This is a genomic window from Streptomyces sp. NPDC041940 (assembly GCF_055589465.1).
In genome coordinates, this window is record NZ_JBVJBP010000037.1 from 36,184 (window position 1) to 50,438 (window position 14,255).

13 protein-coding genes are annotated in these 14,255 nt (G+C 71.9%); 8 read left to right on the top strand and 5 right to left on the bottom strand.

The genetic code is table 11. The features are described 5' to 3' along the window. Positions 1 to 212 precede the first annotated feature (212 nt). Positions 213 to 2,135, bottom strand: coding sequence for a phosphatase PAP2 family protein (locus ACZ6I3_RS38470; RefSeq protein WP_469420986.1), 1,923 nt, complete (start codon positions 2,133 to 2,135; stop codon positions 213 to 215). Between the two features lie 214 nt (positions 2,136 to 2,349). Next, on the bottom strand, positions 2,350 to 3,249 hold the full coding sequence (locus tag ACZ6I3_RS38475) for an N-acetylglucosamine kinase (RefSeq protein ID WP_469420987.1): 900 nt from the start codon (positions 3,247 to 3,249) through the stop codon (positions 2,350 to 2,352). Between the two features lie 240 nt (positions 3,250 to 3,489). Between ACZ6I3_RS38475 and ACZ6I3_RS38480 the strand changes: the two genes are divergently transcribed. The 5 genes from ACZ6I3_RS38480 (at position 3,490) to ACZ6I3_RS38500 (ending at position 9,859) form a co-directional block, all read left to right on the top strand. Further along, complete coding sequence (locus ACZ6I3_RS38480; protein ID WP_469420988.1) at positions 3,490 to 4,611, top strand: ROK family transcriptional regulator; 1,122 nt, start codon at positions 3,490 to 3,492, stop codon at positions 4,609 to 4,611. Between the two features lie 274 nt (positions 4,612 to 4,885). After that, a complete protein-coding gene (locus ACZ6I3_RS38485; RefSeq protein ID WP_469420989.1) occupies positions 4,886 to 6,211 on the top strand; it encodes an extracellular solute-binding protein in 1,326 nt (441 codons plus the stop codon). Between the two features lie 122 nt (positions 6,212 to 6,333). Then, complete coding sequence (locus tag ACZ6I3_RS38490) at positions 6,334 to 7,245, top strand: carbohydrate ABC transporter permease (RefSeq protein WP_469420990.1); 912 nt, start codon at positions 6,334 to 6,336, stop codon at positions 7,243 to 7,245. Continuing rightward, on the top strand, positions 7,242 to 8,144 hold the full coding sequence (locus tag ACZ6I3_RS38495; protein WP_469420991.1) for a carbohydrate ABC transporter permease: 903 nt from the start codon (positions 7,242 to 7,244) through the stop codon (positions 8,142 to 8,144). Before ACZ6I3_RS38490 ends, ACZ6I3_RS38495 begins: the two co-directional genes overlap by 4 nt. A 2-nt stretch (positions 8,145 to 8,146) precedes the next feature. Further along, positions 8,147 to 9,859 (top strand): hypothetical protein, encoded by a 1,713-nt coding sequence (locus ACZ6I3_RS38500; RefSeq protein ID WP_469420992.1) that lies wholly within the window; start codon positions 8,147 to 8,149, stop codon positions 9,857 to 9,859. A 36-nt stretch (positions 9,860 to 9,895) separates the two neighbouring features. Here the strand turns inward: ACZ6I3_RS38500 and ACZ6I3_RS38505 are convergent, their stop codons facing one another. Both ACZ6I3_RS38505 and ACZ6I3_RS38510 read right to left on the bottom strand, forming a co-directional pair. Continuing rightward, complete coding sequence (locus ACZ6I3_RS38505; protein ID WP_469420993.1) at positions 9,896 to 10,501, bottom strand: hypothetical protein; 606 nt, start codon at positions 10,499 to 10,501, stop codon at positions 9,896 to 9,898. Between the two features lie 2 nt (positions 10,502 to 10,503). Next, positions 10,504 to 11,169 carry a nucleoside/nucleotide kinase family protein gene (locus tag ACZ6I3_RS38510; protein ID WP_469420994.1) on the bottom strand — a complete coding sequence of 222 codons (666 nt, stop codon included), beginning with the start codon at positions 11,167 to 11,169 and terminating at the stop codon, positions 10,504 to 10,506. 156 nt (positions 11,170 to 11,325) lie between these two features. Here ACZ6I3_RS38510 and ACZ6I3_RS38515 point away from each other — a divergent pair, with 156 nt between their 5' ends. Together ACZ6I3_RS38515 and ACZ6I3_RS38520 are read left to right on the top strand one after the other, a co-directional pair. After that, a complete protein-coding gene (locus ACZ6I3_RS38515) occupies positions 11,326 to 12,834 on the top strand; it encodes a hypothetical protein (protein ID WP_469420995.1) in 1,509 nt (502 codons plus the stop codon). A 78-nt stretch (positions 12,835 to 12,912) separates the two neighbouring features. Then, a complete protein-coding gene (locus ACZ6I3_RS38520; RefSeq protein WP_469420996.1) occupies positions 12,913 to 13,419 on the top strand; it encodes a DUF5709 domain-containing protein in 507 nt (168 codons plus the stop codon). Positions 13,420 to 13,473: 54 nt separating this feature from the next. Here ACZ6I3_RS38520 and ACZ6I3_RS38525 read toward each other — a convergent pair whose 3' ends face one another. Further along, positions 13,474 to 13,680 (bottom strand): hypothetical protein, encoded by a 207-nt coding sequence (locus tag ACZ6I3_RS38525; RefSeq protein WP_469420997.1) that lies wholly within the window; start codon positions 13,678 to 13,680, stop codon positions 13,474 to 13,476. Positions 13,681 to 13,898: 218 nt separating this feature from the next. Between ACZ6I3_RS38525 and ACZ6I3_RS38530 the strand changes: the two genes are divergently transcribed. Beyond that, positions 13,899 to 14,135, top strand: a complete 237-nt coding sequence (locus ACZ6I3_RS38530) for a chaplin (RefSeq protein ID WP_399028604.1) — start codon at positions 13,899 to 13,901, stop codon at positions 14,133 to 14,135. Positions 14,136 to 14,255 lie beyond the last annotated feature (120 nt).

The window sequence follows — 14,255 nt, forward strand, 5'->3', positions numbered from 1 at the left end:
TTCGGTTTCTTCCCCCTTGTGGTCGTGCCCCTCGAAAGTTCCCTTGGCGAGAACACCCCCCCCACCGGGAGCGCCACCCCCCCCCCCCGCCTTGCCCCCCCCCCGCCCCCGCCCGGTGCCGGGGGAGGGAGCGGCACCGGCCGGGGAGCGGCGGGAGCGATGGAGAGGTCCCTCATGGGCCCACTCTGCATCAGCCCCCGCCGCGCACGGCGTCACCGCCGCACGAGTCGTACCGACAGGCCCTCCGACGTGTGCACGGGTACGGCCCGCAGCGTGTCGGAATCCAGCTCGACACGGTCGAAGCGGCCCCGCAGCGCCGGAGCGGACAGGACCGGGACCGTCGTCCCCGCCACCGGCGGGCGCTCGGTGTCGAGCCGCAGCGACAGCACGCTGCCCCGGCCCAGCAGGACCCGCCGGCTCACCGTGAGCGCCGGGCCGTGGTTCTTGCGGAGCAGCAGCTCCAGCGTCGACTCGCCCTCCTGGACGTAGGAGCCCCGCACCCGCAGGACCTTGTCCGCGCGGAGAGTGCCGCCCGTGACCCGGACGTCACCCTGCCCCAGGGCGCCCGGCGACGCGGCGACCAGCACCCCGTCCTTGATTACGGTCCCGCCGTGGTAGCGGTTGTGGCCCGTGAGGATGAGCGTGCCGGTGCCGCGCTTGGTGAGCCCGCCGTCGCCCTCGATGTCGTTGCGCCAGCGGTCCGCCGCGTGGAAACCGCCGGCCGCCGCGTCCAGTGTCACGGTGACGTCCCGATCGAAGGCGGCGTAGCCGTCCGCGGCGGCGAACAGGTTCAGCCGGCCCCACTGCTCGAAGCCGTCCAGCAGGACGTACCCGGAGGGCAGCGCGGTCGTCCGCAGCACCTCACGCCGCTGGGCCGCGTCCAGGTAGGGCAGCCGGGTCTCCAGCAGGACCTCCGCGCCCTTCGGCACGGTGAGCGGGTCCTTGCGGCCGCGGCGGGGCAGGATGTACGTCAGCCGGGGCCGGACCGCACGGGCGTTGGCGTCCCGGTCGGCGTAGGGGTCGGTGCCGGTGTCCGCGGAGTGCGCGTACGCGTACAGGGTGTCGGCCGTCGTGCCGGTCTTCTCCGTGAAATAGGCCAGCGCCTGGGCGCGGGCCGCCGCCTTGAGCCCGGCGTTGGCCGGGTCCGCCAGAGTGGCGGCGGCCAGTGCGGTGGCCATGATCCGGCCGCCGATCACATCGACGGGGGAGTGCATGCCGGCCACGATCCGGGTGTGGGCGAGTTCCAGGGCACGCGTCATCAGTTCCTGGAATCGCTCGGGAACCGCGTACGCGTAGGCCAGCGACGCCAGGTGCAGGGCGTTGGTGTGGCCGCTGGGGAAGCCACCGTCCTCGGCCGGCTTGTCGCCGCGCTGGCGCAGCAACTGGGGGGCGACGACGACCTTCGACTCGTACACGGGGAAGCCGAACTCGTCCGTCCTGCCGGTGTCGACGACCTCGCTCTCCTCGTTCATCCGCCACGGCCGCGGGTACAGGTAGGCGAACTTGGCCGGGTTGCTGGAAGCCCAGTTGCCGCGCAGGGTGTCCTGCAGCCGGGCCACCTGGCCCAGTTCGGAGTCGTACGAGCCCGCGCCCAGCGCGGAGCCGGCCGGGGCGTCGGCGGGCACGGCGTCATTGATCTTGGCCGGCGGGGTGCCGTCCGGCGCGCTGGTGATCGACGTGACCGCCTTGGCGCCCTTCTTGTAGAGCGCGGCCAGCGGACCGAGGCCGTCGATCACCGAGTAGCTCTGGTGCTGGCGGTCGATGATGAAGGCTTCCTTCGCCTGCGCGTCGGTGCGCTCGGCGGTGATCCGCTCGCAGTAGCGCACGTTGGCGCGCAGCACCTCGCGGTCCAGGACCCGGCCGGTGTCCCAGGCGCCGCCGGTCTTCCACACCTTCGACATGCCGCCCAGGACCCGGACGACCGCGTTGGTCTCGGGGGTCAGGTTCGTCGCGACGTTCGACTTGTAGTCGTCGATGAACGCGGCGGGAGGTGTGGCGGCCTTCGCGTCGGCGGCGGTGAGCCAGGTGGCGAACGTCGGCGCGGCGAGCAGGCCCGCCGAGGCCCCGAGGGAGGTCTTCAGAAAGCCCCGTCGGTCGACGGTTGCGGTGCTGCGGTGCCCGGCTGATGACGGCATGTGCGCGCCTCTCTTGAGTTCTGCGAAGGGGTCCAGCGGAGGGTGCTTCGGCCGTTCGGCCGGGGAGCTGGTGCAACGTGTGCGACTCGGGGTGCCTCTGGCGACTTCTGTGGCACCTGTTGCGCACGAGCGAAGATCTACGGCCGTGTTGTGACCCTTCGGAGAGGGAACGGCCACGGGCCGGTGTCCGGAACGTGAATGGCGGCCGTCCGGCTCACAGGAGCGAACGGGCCAGCTCCACGGCGCCCTCGACCGGCGGCACGCGCAGCGGGTGCGGCCGGGCCCCGGGCAGGACTTCTGCGAGCGCGGAGACGAACGCCGTGTACAGCGCGGGCTGAGCGAGCACCATGCCGCCCGCCACCACCACGTCGTCCACCGGGACCCCGCGCCGGGCGAGCCGTACGACGAGCGCGGCGAGCGCCCGGCCGCCCTCGGCGATCACGGCCCGGGCGAGCGGCGAGCCCGCCTCGGCGGCGGCGAACACCACGGGGGAGTGCCGGCCCCACTCGGCGGAGACGTCCGCGGCGGCCTCCAGTGCCGCGCCGAGCGCGGGCACCTCGGCCACCTCGAAGGCGCTGATCAGCCCGGTGGCCAGCGCGTCGGGCTCCTCGCCGCGGTCGTGCGCCGCCCAGACGGCCCGCGCGGCCTCGCGGACGAGTCCGGCCGCGCCGCCCTCGTCGCCGAGTACCGCGCCCCAGCCGCCGACCTGGACCGGACCGCCGTCGGGCAACCGCCCCACCGCGACCGAACCGGTACCGGCGACCAGACCGACGCCCTTGTCCAGCCCCGCCGCGGGGACGAGCAGTTCGGCATCGCCCACGACCAGGACGGGCACCCCCAGCCGCTCATGGAGCGCGGCCCGGATCGCTTCGCACTGGCGGGGTGTCTCACAGGCGTGACCGCCCACGGCGACGGCGGACGGATGTGCGCCGGTCGGCAGGGCGTCATGGATCAGGGCGGCCAGCCGGTCAGCGGCGGCCCCGGGGTCGTGCGGTCGCCAGCCCGTACTGCTGCGGACGAGGTCGACGACGCGGTCGCCGCCCGTGAGGGCGCGCAGCTGCGTCTTGGTGCCGCCCACGTCGATACCGACCGCGTAAGGCGTGGAGTCCTGCACGGGTCCTCTTTCGTCGTTGCGCGGTCACGTCGGACGGCAGGCGAACCATCCGTCGGACCACGGCAGTTGAAGAGGTAGGGAAGCCCCGGGACGGGCTTCTGTCGGGCACGGCAGGCGAGTACCGTGCACTTCGTTAGGAAGTTAACTAACGAAGTAGGGTGCGTCAAGAGGCACGGAATTCCCGATGCCGCGCCACCCTTGCGCCCGGCCGGCACGGCCGCAGCACGACCTGGGGAGACCATGCACCTGAGCGAGAGTGCCCGTGTGGTGTTCGACGTACTGGCCGAGGCGGGCACGGCCACCCGCCCCCAGCTGGCGGCCGGTGCGGGCCTTTCCAAGCCGACCGTCTCCTCCGCCGTCGCCGAACTCGAGGCGGTCGGGCTGGCCGCCCACTCCGGGCGGGCCTCCGGCGGCACCGGCCGCAGCGCCGCCGTCTACCGGCTCGGCCCGGCCGCCGGTGCCGTGCTCGCGGTCGACCTGGGCCCGACCAGGACCCGGGTGCGCGGCTGTGCCCTGGACGGCACCCTGCTCGCCGAGGGTACCGGCTCCCGCCCGGAGGCCGCCGGCACCGTCCGCAAGGTCCTCGGCGCACTGCCCGCCGGTGCCCCGCTGCGGGCCGTCGTCGTCGCCGTCGGTGACGTCACCACGCGCGACGGGGAGGGCGCCGGGGAACGCCCCGCGACCGCCAAGGCGGGACCCGTCTTCGACGCCATGGCCGTCGCCCTGCCCGAGGGCGTGCCCGTCCACCTGGAGAACAACGTCAACTGCGCGGCGCTCGCCGAACTGCACGAGGGTGCCGCCGTCGGCCGCGACACCTTCGGCTATCTGCGCATCGGCGTCGGCATCGGTCTCGCCGTCGTCATCGGCGGCCGGGTCCTGCGCGGTGCGAACGGCGCCGCCGGTGAGGTGGCCCGGCTGCCCTACCCCTGGGACGACAGCCGCGCCCCGCAGTACGAAGGCCTGGAGCAGCGCATGGGGTCGCGCACCCTGCTCCGCCGGGCGGCCGAGACCTGGCAGGACACCGACGGCCCCCGCCCGCGCACCGCGGAGCGGCTTCTCGCCCTCTCCGGGCAGGGGCATGCCAGGGCCCGTGCCGTCCTCGACTCGCACGCGGCCGACGTGGGGCGGCTCGCCGCCGCCGTCGTCGCCGTCATGGACCCCGGACTGATCGTGCTGGGCGGCGCCACCGGCGCGGATCCGCGGCTGCTGCCCGGTGTGCGGGCCGAGCTGGCCCGGCTGAGCTGGCCCACCGAGGTGGTCAGCAGCGTGGTGGGGGACACCGGCACGGTCGCGGGCGCCGGCAAGCTGGCGGTCGCGCATGGAATTCAAACCGTGACCGGAGCGGTGCTGGCGAAGCATTGACGGCTGCGCCATCGGTCTGCCAATGTCCGGACAAGCGCTTTCTGAGTCGGCCGGGACGCCGACTCCGGGTGAGCCTCCCGCTCGTACGTGAAGTACGGCAGCCGCACGAGGGCGTGCTTGTGCGACGTCGGCCGTCATGGCCGGGGACCCCACCCGTCAAGGCGACGCGGCCGGGCGAGGTCGTGCCCCCAGAAGGCGAAATTTCCTGCAAAACGCACCCGTGCCGCCTCGGCTGGCGCCGTGCTTCTTCCGCTTCGACGAAAAGGGATTGAAGATGACCAGTCTGGGTGTGCGGCGCTCGCGCCGACTCGGCCGCGGCGGCATACGCCGTGTCGTTCCCCTCGCTGCCGTGGCGACGGCGGGTGCCCTCCTGCTCTCCGCCTGCGGCGGCTCGGACTCCGGCTCGGGCGGGACCTCCAAGTCGCTGACGTTCTGGATCTCCACGGTCCCCGGCCAGGACGCGGGCTGGAAGAAGATGGTGGCGCAGTACAAGAAGGAAACCGGCGTCAAGGTCAACCTCGTCAACATCCCCTACGACGGCTACGACGCGAAGCTGCGCAACGCCGCGCAGGCGAACTCCCTGCCCGACGTGGCGGCGGTGCCGAAGCTGGACCCGATCTGGGCGAACAAGCTGATCGACCTCGGCTCCATCGCCAACAAGAAGAGCAACAAGATCAACAAGAACTTCATCGCCAAGGACTCGTCCGGGAAGGTGCTGTCCATCCCCTCGGACGTCACCGCGTCCGGCCTGTTCATCAACGAGACGCTGTTCAAGAAGGCCGGCGTCTCCGTCCCGGCCTCGCCCGAGAAGACCTGGACCTGGACCGAATTCGTCAAGGCGGCGGACAAGGTCCGGGAGAAGACCGGCGCCAAGTACTCCCTCACGTTCGACCAGTCGCCCTCCCGGCTCCGCGCCATGGTGTATGAGCTCGGCGGGAAGTACGTCCACGCGGACTCCTCCGGCAAGTTCTCGGTGGACGCCGCGACCAAGAAGGCCGTGAAGACCTTCGTCGAGATGAACGACGACAAGACCATGCCGAAGTCGGTGTGGACCAGCGGCGCCGACCCGTCGGCCATGTTCCAGAGCGGTGACGTCGTCGCCTACTGGTCCGGCGTGTGGCAGGTGCCCGCCTTCGCGGAGAGCATCAAGAAGTTCGACTGGGCGAGCGTCCCGACCCCCGCCGAGCCGGTGCAGGCCAGTGACGTCAACAGCGGCGGCATGACGGTGGGCTTCAACAACAACGGCGACGCGGCCGCCGCCGCGACGAAGTTCCTGTCCTGGCTGTACGAGCCGGCCCACTACCAGGCGCTGTGCGAGGCGTCCGGCTTCCTGCCCGTCGAGACCGGTCTGACCCCGAAGTACCCCTTCAAGTCCGAGGCGGCGCAGGCGGCGTTCAAGCTGTACAACGAGTCGATCCCGCTGTACGCCCCGATCTCCGGCTACTTCAACACCGCGCAGACGAACTGGGTGCTGAAGGGCAAGAGCCTCACCGAGGACCCGACCAAGACGGAGCTCGGCAAGGCGATCAACGGCCAGCAGTCGGTCGACAAGGCGCTGGACAACATCGTGGCCGGCTACAACCAGCAGGTCGGCGGCTGAGCGCAGGCCGAGGGGCCCGGGCGGCGGGGTCGAGACACCGCCGCCCGGCCTCGCGCCCTCGTGACGCCGGGCTCATGGTCTGAGCCCACCGCAACCCCCTTCACCAGCACGGAGTCAGGAAGATGACCAATAGCGCCTCGGACGTGTCCGTGAGCCCGCCCAGGAGACGCAGTAAGTACACCCTCGCGCCGCTCGTCCTCATCGCGGGCAACGCCGTCCTGTTCGCGCTGTTCTTCGTCTGGCCGGCGGTGATCGGGCTCGTCTACTCCTTCACGAACTACACGGGCGTGGGTGCGTTCCAGTTCGTCGGACTGGACAACTACCAGCACCTGTTCGGGGACTCCATCTTCTTCGACGCGCTGTCCCGGACGCTGCTGTACACCGTGCTCTTCGTCCCGCTGAACTTCGTGCTCTCGCTGCTCATCGCCAACGTGCTGGTGAGCAAGCACGCCAAGGGCGTGTCGGTCGCCCGTGTCTTCTTCTTCATCCCGTGGCTGCTGTCGCCCATCGTCGTGGGTGTCCTGTGGCGGTGGCTGTTCGGTGAGAACTTCGGGCTGGTCAACTACCTCATCGAGAAGGTCGGCGGAACCGCCGTGCCGTGGCAGTCGAACGCGGACCTGTCGCTGCTGGTGGTCGTGGTGGCGGCGTCCTGGGCCTGGACGGGCTTCTCCATGCTGCTGTTCATCGCGGCGATCAAGAACGTACCGACGTCGTACTACGAGGCGGCCGCGCTCGACGGCGCCGGTCCGTGGCGCCAGTTCATCAGCATCACACTGCCGAGCATCGCGCCCACCTCCTTCATCGTCATCCTGCTCAACACGATCCACGCGATGAAGGAGTATCCGCTGTTCGCCGCCCTCAACAACGGCGGACCCGGAACGTCGAACAACCTGCTTGTTCAGTACATCTACCAGACCGGCTTCAAATCGGGCCAGATCGGCTACGCGAGCGCCGCGTCGTTCGTGCTCATGCTCATCCTGATGGCCGTCGCGATCATCCAGCTGATGGTCAACCGGCGGGTGGAGAACCGATGACAACCACAGACATGCCACACAAGGTCGACTCCGCGCACGGACGGACCGTCCTCAAGAAGCGGCCCGGCGGCGCGGCCAGTGGCGGGCTCCGGCGCGCGATTCCCGCGACGACACTGCTGTGGGTCCTGGCGGCCCTCTACGGGCTGCCGGTGCTGTGGTTCGTCCTCAGCTCCTTCAAGCCGGCGGGAGACCTGTTCTCCCTTCCGCTGACGCTGTTCCCGCAGGACCCCACCGTGTCGGGTTACAAGGCGGCGTGGGACAGCGCCAACTTCTCCCAGTACTTCATCAACACGGCCATCGTGTGTGTGATCGCGACGATCCTCACGGTGGGAGTCAGCTGCTGCACCGGGTACGCGCTGGCCAAGTACGACAACAAGTGGCTCAAGGCCTTCTTCGTCGGCATCCTGGCCACCACGATGCTGCCGGGCGAGGTCATGCTCGCCCCGCTGTTCCTGGTGGTCCGCGACCTCGGCTTCTACAACTCGCTCGCCGGCATCATCCTCCCGGCCGTGCTCACCGCGACCGGCTGCTTCATGTTCCGCCAGTTCTTCCTGACGGTCCCCGACGAGCTCATCGAGGCCGCCCGCATCGACGGCGCCAAGGAACTGTCGATCTTCCTGCGGATCATGGTGCCGATCTCCCGGCCCATCATGCTGACGCTCGCCATCCTGTCGTTCCAGTGGCGGTGGAACGACTACATCTGGCCGCTGCTGATGCTCAACGACCCCGGAAAGTTCACCGTGCAGATCGGTATCCAGAGCCTCGTCGGGGCGCAGAACATCAACTGGTCGGTGGTGCTCGGCGGATCGGTCATCTCCATGATCCCCCTGATCGTCGTCTTCCTGGTCTTCCAGCGCTACGTCATGAACGCCGACATCAACGCCGGACTGAAGGACTGACCGTGACCGTCCCGCTCGACCATGAGTTCGTCCGTGCGGCGGCCGGCGCCGCCGACCGGCTGACCGCCCCGCTGGCGGCCGACCCCGACGAGGAACCCGCCGGTGTGCCCCACCGCCCTCTGGCGCGCCGGGTGAAGACTCTGGTCGCGGCGTACCGGTCCCCGGACTCGGCACTGCACGGCAGCGGACAGGCCGTCGCCGCGGCGACGACCCACCTCCGCGCCCTCCGGGCCGCGCAGACACCCACCGGCCTCTTCGCCGGCGGCGACAACGTGCAGTCACCGCCGGACTCCGCGTTCACCGTCAACGACGTGTGCGACGCGCACGTCCTCGCCGCCGGCGCGGGGCCGGAACTGCGCGATGTCACGGCCGCCCTCGCCGAGATCGCCGGCGACGCCTCCGGCAGTCTCCTGACCGGTGGGGTGCACACCCCGAACCACCGCTGGGAGCTGTGCGCGGCGCTGGCCCGGCTGCACCGGTCGTTCCCCGACGACCGGCTCCTCGACCGCGTCGAGGAGTGGCTCTCGGAGGGCGTCGACATCGACGCGGAGGGCCTGTACTCGGAACGGAGCGCCAACTACGCGGCCCATGTGTCCAACCCGTCGCTGCTGGTCCTGGCCGAGGTGCTCGGCCGCGCCGACCTGCTGGACGCCGTCGAACGCAATCTCGCCACCACCCTGGACCTCATCAGGCCGGACGGCACGGTGGAGACCGTCCACTCGCGACGGCAGGACCAGAACCACCCGTTCCCGCTGGCGCCCTACCTGCCGCACTACCGGCTGCTCGCGATCCGCACCGGCCGGGGCGACTTCAGCCGGGCGGCGCGGCTGGCGGCCGCCGGCGGCATCGACGACCCCGACCTGCTCGCCGAGACCCTGCTCACCCCTGAGCTGTGCCGTCCGCTGCCGGCCCCGGCCGCGGAGACACTGCCCCGCGACCGGTACCTCACCACCGCGCGCCTCGCCGCACGCGCCTCGGCCACCGCGCACACGGTGGTGTACGGCGGCTCCGACGTGCCCGAGCACCGGCGCATCCGCTCGGGCCTCGCCTGCAACCCCACCTTCCTGCGTCTGTTCGCCGGCGACGCGGTTCTCGACGCGGTCCGTCTCTCGCGGGGATTCTTCGACCTGGGCCCGTTCCGCGCCGCCGGCATGGAGCAGCTCGCCGACGGCAGGTACCGGCTCACCGAAACCCTCACGGCGTCCTACTACCAGCCGCTGCCGAAGGACGAGAGGCGGGACGACGGCGACTACCGGCTGGTGGACGACGGACGCTTCTCGGCCTCGATGGCCTTCCCGGAGCGGCCCCGGGACGAGGTCTCACACACGACACGCGTCGAGGTGGACCTGAAGGACGACGGTGCCGACCTGCGGATCGACATCAGCGGACCGCGGGTGCCCTGGGCTCTCGAACTGACCTTCAGGCCGGGGGGAGTGCCGGAGGGCGCCGTACCGGTCGGCGACGGACGCTGGTGCCTGACGACCGGGCCGATGACCTACCGGGTCGGTGACGACGAGATCCGGATCGAGGCCGACGTCGAGGCGGGCGAACCACTGGCCGGGCCGGACCGGGGCGACGTACTGCGCTACGACCCGGGGCAGGACTACACCGTGGTGGGTGGCACCGACGCGACGACCGGGAACCGCGTCCATATCGGTGGACTCGGCCCGCACACCCTGACCGTGGCGCTGCGCGCCCGCCGTATGAGGGGCTGATCCCGCTGACGCTGTCCGCCTGAGGCGGCCCGGGCATCACAGGGGCAGGCCTACCAGGCCGTACCCGCGGCGCCGGGTCTCGGTCACCACCACGCCCCACTCGCGGAGCAGTACCGAGAACTCGTCGAAGTCCTCGATCCACCGGCCGGGGCACGCGGCATGCGTGCCGTACGGCACGCGCAGGCCCTCCAGCAGGGGCTCGGCGCGTGCCCAGTGCCCGGCCAGTGCGGACACGGTCGCGGGCGGGCAGGCGAGGAGCAGCCGGGAGTGCCAGGGGTCGTTGTCCGCGGGGAACAGCCCCGAGACCGAGGTGTCCGTGTCCTCGGTGTCCCAGATCAGGTCCCGCAGGAACGCGTCCAGGTGCTCACGCGCTTCCGGGGCGGCATGCTCCCGTACGTCCTCCCAGGCCTGCCCCGCCCAGAAGTGGGGCTTGTAGGAGCCGGGGGTGCTGTGGAACTCGTACCGGCCGCACCAGGGGACATTCGGCTCGGCGGGCCACACCCAGCCCCGCTGCGGCTCCGCTGACCAGTCGAGTTCGTCCTCGGGCAGCGCGGCGTCCTCGAGCAGCGCGTACCGCTCCTTCAGCGGCGTCTTCCCGAGCCGCTCCCAGTCCACCGCCAGCACCGTGATGTCGAGGCCCATGGTCACGTCTCCACGCGCGGCAGCGCCGACTCCGGCACCACCAGGTCGGCCCGTTCCCGGGTCGTGGCGACCAGCTCGGCGTTGGGCTGGTCCGAGCGCGACACCCACGCCACCGCCTCCGCGTGGGACTTGCCGAACTGCTCGTGCCGGGCGACGAGCCGGCTGACGCGCTCCCGCTCGGGGAGTTCGCAGAACCACACCTCGTCGAGCCCGTGGCGGACCCGGGCCCAGGCGCCGGTGTCCAGGAGCAGGTAGTTGCCCTCGGTGACGACGAGCCGGGCCGACGGCGGGACCGGGATCGCGCCCGCGAGCGGCTGTTCCAGGACGCGTTCGAAGCCGGGCGCGTACACGACGTCGTCGTGCCTCTCCTCCCTCTCCTCGCGCAGCCGCTCCAGCAGGGCCGCGTACCCGGCCGCGTCGAACGTGTCGGGCGCGCCCTTGCGGTCCCTGCGGCCGAGCCGCTCCAGCTCGGTGTCGGCGAGGTGGAAGCCGTCCATGGGGACGTGCGCGACCCAGGGTTCGCCGGATCCGTTCAGTTCCCGCACCAGGTGCTCGGCGAGCGTCGACTTGCCCGCGCCGGGGCTGCCGGCGATGCCGAGGAGCGCGCGCCGGCCGCCCCGGGGGAGGGTGCGGGCACGGTGGACGAGGTCGTCGAAGGTGAGCGGCACACCGCAGAGTGTGTCACCCGGTGTGCCCACCCGTCCCTCCGCCGACGCTCACCTCACGTCAGGCACTTGGCCGTATTCCGGCCTGCGTGTCTCCACCCCGCGGGTTAATTTGTTCGTGTTTGTCAGCTTTTCGAACACAGGGACAAGGGGCGGAACATGACCGACGGCTCGAACGCCATCCTGGTTCGCAGACGAAGACGCGAACAGGCGGCCGGGCCGGGCGCGCCCCGCGGAGACCGGGGAAGCCGGGCGCTCGCCGCCGTGGCGGCCGTCTTCACACTCGCTCAACTCGCCCTGGTCCGGCCCGTGCTGGGCCTCGGCTGGGACGAGATCGTCTACGTCAGCCAGGTTACCTCCCACACCCCGGAGGCCTTCTTCAGCGCACCGCGCTCCCGGGGCGTCTCGCTGCTCGTGGCACCGGTCGCGTCCTGGTCGACGTCCGTCCCGCTGCTGCGCGTCTACCTCGCCCTGCTGTCCGGCCTCGCCCTCTACCTGGCCCTGCGCACCTGGCGGGGTCTGTTCCCGGCCCGTGTCCTGGTCGTCGGCGGCGCCCTCTTCGCCTCCTTGTGGGTGACCCTCTTCTACGGTCCGCAGGCCATGCCCAACTACTGGGTCGCGATCGGCGCCCTGATCTGCGTGGGCTGCTTTCTGAGGGCCCGGCAGGATGGTTCCGCCCGCGCGGCCCTGTGGGGTGTCGCCGCCGGCGCCGCGCTCATGGCGTGGATGCGGCCCACCGACGCGGTCTACGTGACGGTGCCGCTGCTCGTCCTCGCACTGGCACGGCGCCACTGGCGCCTGCTCCTCGTCCTCCTGGCGGGCCTCGCCGCGGGCGCCGTCGAGTGGGTGATCGAGGCCTACGCCGGCCACGGAGGCCTGGGGGAGCGCCTGGCGGAAGCCTCCCGCATCCAGGGCGGACTGGGCTGGCACATCGCCGTCGACGACCAGCTGCGCAGCCTGGGCGGCCGGGCCCTGTGCCGGCCGTGCACCGGGCCGATGCCCAACCCCCTGGTCATCGTCTGGTGGTTCGTCCTGCCCGTGCTGGCCGGCCTCGGACTGCTCGTGGCGGCCCGGGCCCGGCGTCTGGGACGGACCCTCGTCCCGCTGGCCTGCGCCGCCACGGCCGCCCTGCCGTACCTCTTCATGATCGGCTACGCGGCGCCCCGCTTCCTCACGCCCGCCTACGCCCTGCTCGCCATCCCGGTCGCCGACGCCCTGTGGCACCTGGTCAAGGCCCCGGGCGGAAAATGGCGCCCGGTGGCCGCGACCCTGGTCGCGCTCGGCCTGGCCGGGCACCTGGCGGCGCAGCTCGCCGTCCTGCACGGCGCCGTCTCCCGCAACACCGAGAGCCGCCGCGACTGGGACCGCACCGCCGACGCCCTGCACCGCCTCGGCGTCCGCCCGCCCTGTCTGCTCACCGGCCACGAGTCCATCCCGATCGGCTACTACACCGGCTGCTCCTCGGGCGCGACCTCCGGCAACAACGAGAACACCACCGCGGGCGCCGTCCTGCGCACCGCGGACCGTCTCCCGGTCGCCCACCTCGCACCGGCCGGCGGCACCCCGCCCCGCTACGCCCGCACCTGGCCCGTCCACCGGATCTCGGACCTGGACGTCCGGGTCGCACCCGCGGCCGCCGCGGGACGGGCCGGTGGCCGCCGAGGTTAGAGCCCGCGTAACGGGAAACGCGGAACGGGCACATGAGACCGACGAGTCGACGCAGCGCGCGACAGGGAGGCAGAAGTGATGGGCACGGAACCGACGCGCCCCGAACCGATGGCGGACGACGCGTACCAGCCCACCGGGACCAACGAGGAGCAGGCGGACGCCGCGCCGCTGGATCTGCAGGACGCCGTCGACGAACGGACCTACGACGACACCCTCGACGAGGGCTACTCCCCGCCGGAGAAGCCGCTCGGCGTCACCAGGAGCGGCACCACCGCCGCCGAGCAGCACGAGGGTGAGACCCTCGACGAGCGGCTGTCCCAGGAGGTCCCCGACGTGTCGGCCGAGCCGGCCGGGGACGGCGTGGGCGACAGCCCCGACGGCGACGGCGAGCCGGTGGATCCGGAGGCGGGCACCGCCCGAGCCGGCCGCCTGGTCGCCCCGGACGAGGGCGCCCACGCGGACACCACGAAGGAGACCGTCGCGACCGACATCGGCATCGACGGCGGAGCGGCCGGCGCGGAGGAGGCCGCCGTGCACGTGGTGGAGGACGACCCCACCCTGCCGGGGGACGACGACAGAGCGTGAACCGCCCGCGGCCGGGAGATTCGCCCCCTCGGTGGACGCCGAGGGGGCTGTCGGCTACGGCAGCAGCTTCTCGAGCGCGGCAGGCCCCTCGGCCGCCAGCTTGCGCCTGGCCCATTCGAGGTTGTGCGGGGTGAGGTCCTTGCCCGAGGCAAGGACCAGGTCCTCCGGCGACACGTCGGTGCCGGTGCGGGCGTGGAGCAGGTGGTCCGGGGTGGCGCGGTCCTCGGGCTGCCGGGACGCGTGGGGCTGTGACGTCGACATGTTCTCTGCTCCTAGGGTCCGGATCGCTGGTACGGCCCCGGTGCTGAAAAACGGGTCCGCTCTCACCATTCCCCGCCCGGGCGCGGCGTGCATCCGGAGAGCACGAACCGGGCCCGGGGAAAGCCCGGCCCCCCGTTCGGACGCCCACCGATGTCGCCTCGCCGCACCCCGGGCCACGGTGGACCCACGTGTCCCCTCCGACCGACAGGAGCTTTCCCATGCGCACACGTGTGACCGCCGCGTTCGGCCTGGCCTGCGCCGCCCTGCTGGCCTGCGCCGGTACGGCCAGCGCCGACGCGGAGGCCGAAGCCATCTCCATCGGCAACCCCGGCGTCCTTTCCGGCAACGTCGTACAGATCCCCATCGACATCGATGCCAACATCTGCGGCAACTCGGTCAACTTCATCGGCGCTTTCAACCCCGCCATCGGCAACAAGTGCTCGATCAAGGACTGATCCACCGGTCGTACGGCCCGCCGGGGGGGGGGGGGGGGGGGGGGGGGGGGGGGGGGGGGGGGGGGGGGGGGGGGGGGGGGGGGCGGGAGGGGGGGGGGAGGGGGGGGGGGGGAGGGGTGG

Excerpts from the sequence above, each read along its gene's own strand:
- ACZ6I3_RS38525 (WP_469420997.1), bottom strand. The coding sequence starts at position 13,680 with ATGTCGACGTCACAGCCCCACGCGTCCCGGCAGCCCGAGGACCGCGCC.
- ACZ6I3_RS38480 (WP_469420988.1), top strand. The coding sequence starts at position 3,490 with ATGCACCTGAGCGAGAGTGCCCGTGTGGTGTTCGACGTACTGGCCGAG.
- ACZ6I3_RS38495 (WP_469420991.1), top strand. The coding sequence starts at position 7,242 with ATGACAACCACAGACATGCCACACAAGGTCGACTCCGCGCACGGACGG.
- ACZ6I3_RS38530 (WP_399028604.1), top strand. The coding sequence starts at position 13,899 with ATGCGCACACGTGTGACCGCCGCGTTCGGCCTGGCCTGCGCCGCCCTG.
- ACZ6I3_RS38485 (WP_469420989.1), top strand. The coding sequence starts at position 4,886 with ATGACCAGTCTGGGTGTGCGGCGCTCGCGCCGACTCGGCCGCGGCGGC.
- ACZ6I3_RS38515 (WP_469420995.1), top strand. The coding sequence starts at position 11,326 with ATGACCGACGGCTCGAACGCCATCCTGGTTCGCAGACGAAGACGCGAA.
- ACZ6I3_RS38490 (WP_469420990.1), top strand. The coding sequence starts at position 6,334 with ATGACCAATAGCGCCTCGGACGTGTCCGTGAGCCCGCCCAGGAGACGC.
- ACZ6I3_RS38520 (WP_469420996.1), top strand. The coding sequence starts at position 12,913 with ATGGGCACGGAACCGACGCGCCCCGAACCGATGGCGGACGACGCGTAC.
- ACZ6I3_RS38505 (WP_469420993.1), bottom strand. The coding sequence starts at position 10,501 with ATGGGCCTCGACATCACGGTGCTGGCGGTGGACTGGGAGCGGCTCGGG.
- ACZ6I3_RS38470 (WP_469420986.1), bottom strand. The coding sequence starts at position 2,135 with ATGCCGTCATCAGCCGGGCACCGCAGCACCGCAACCGTCGACCGACGG.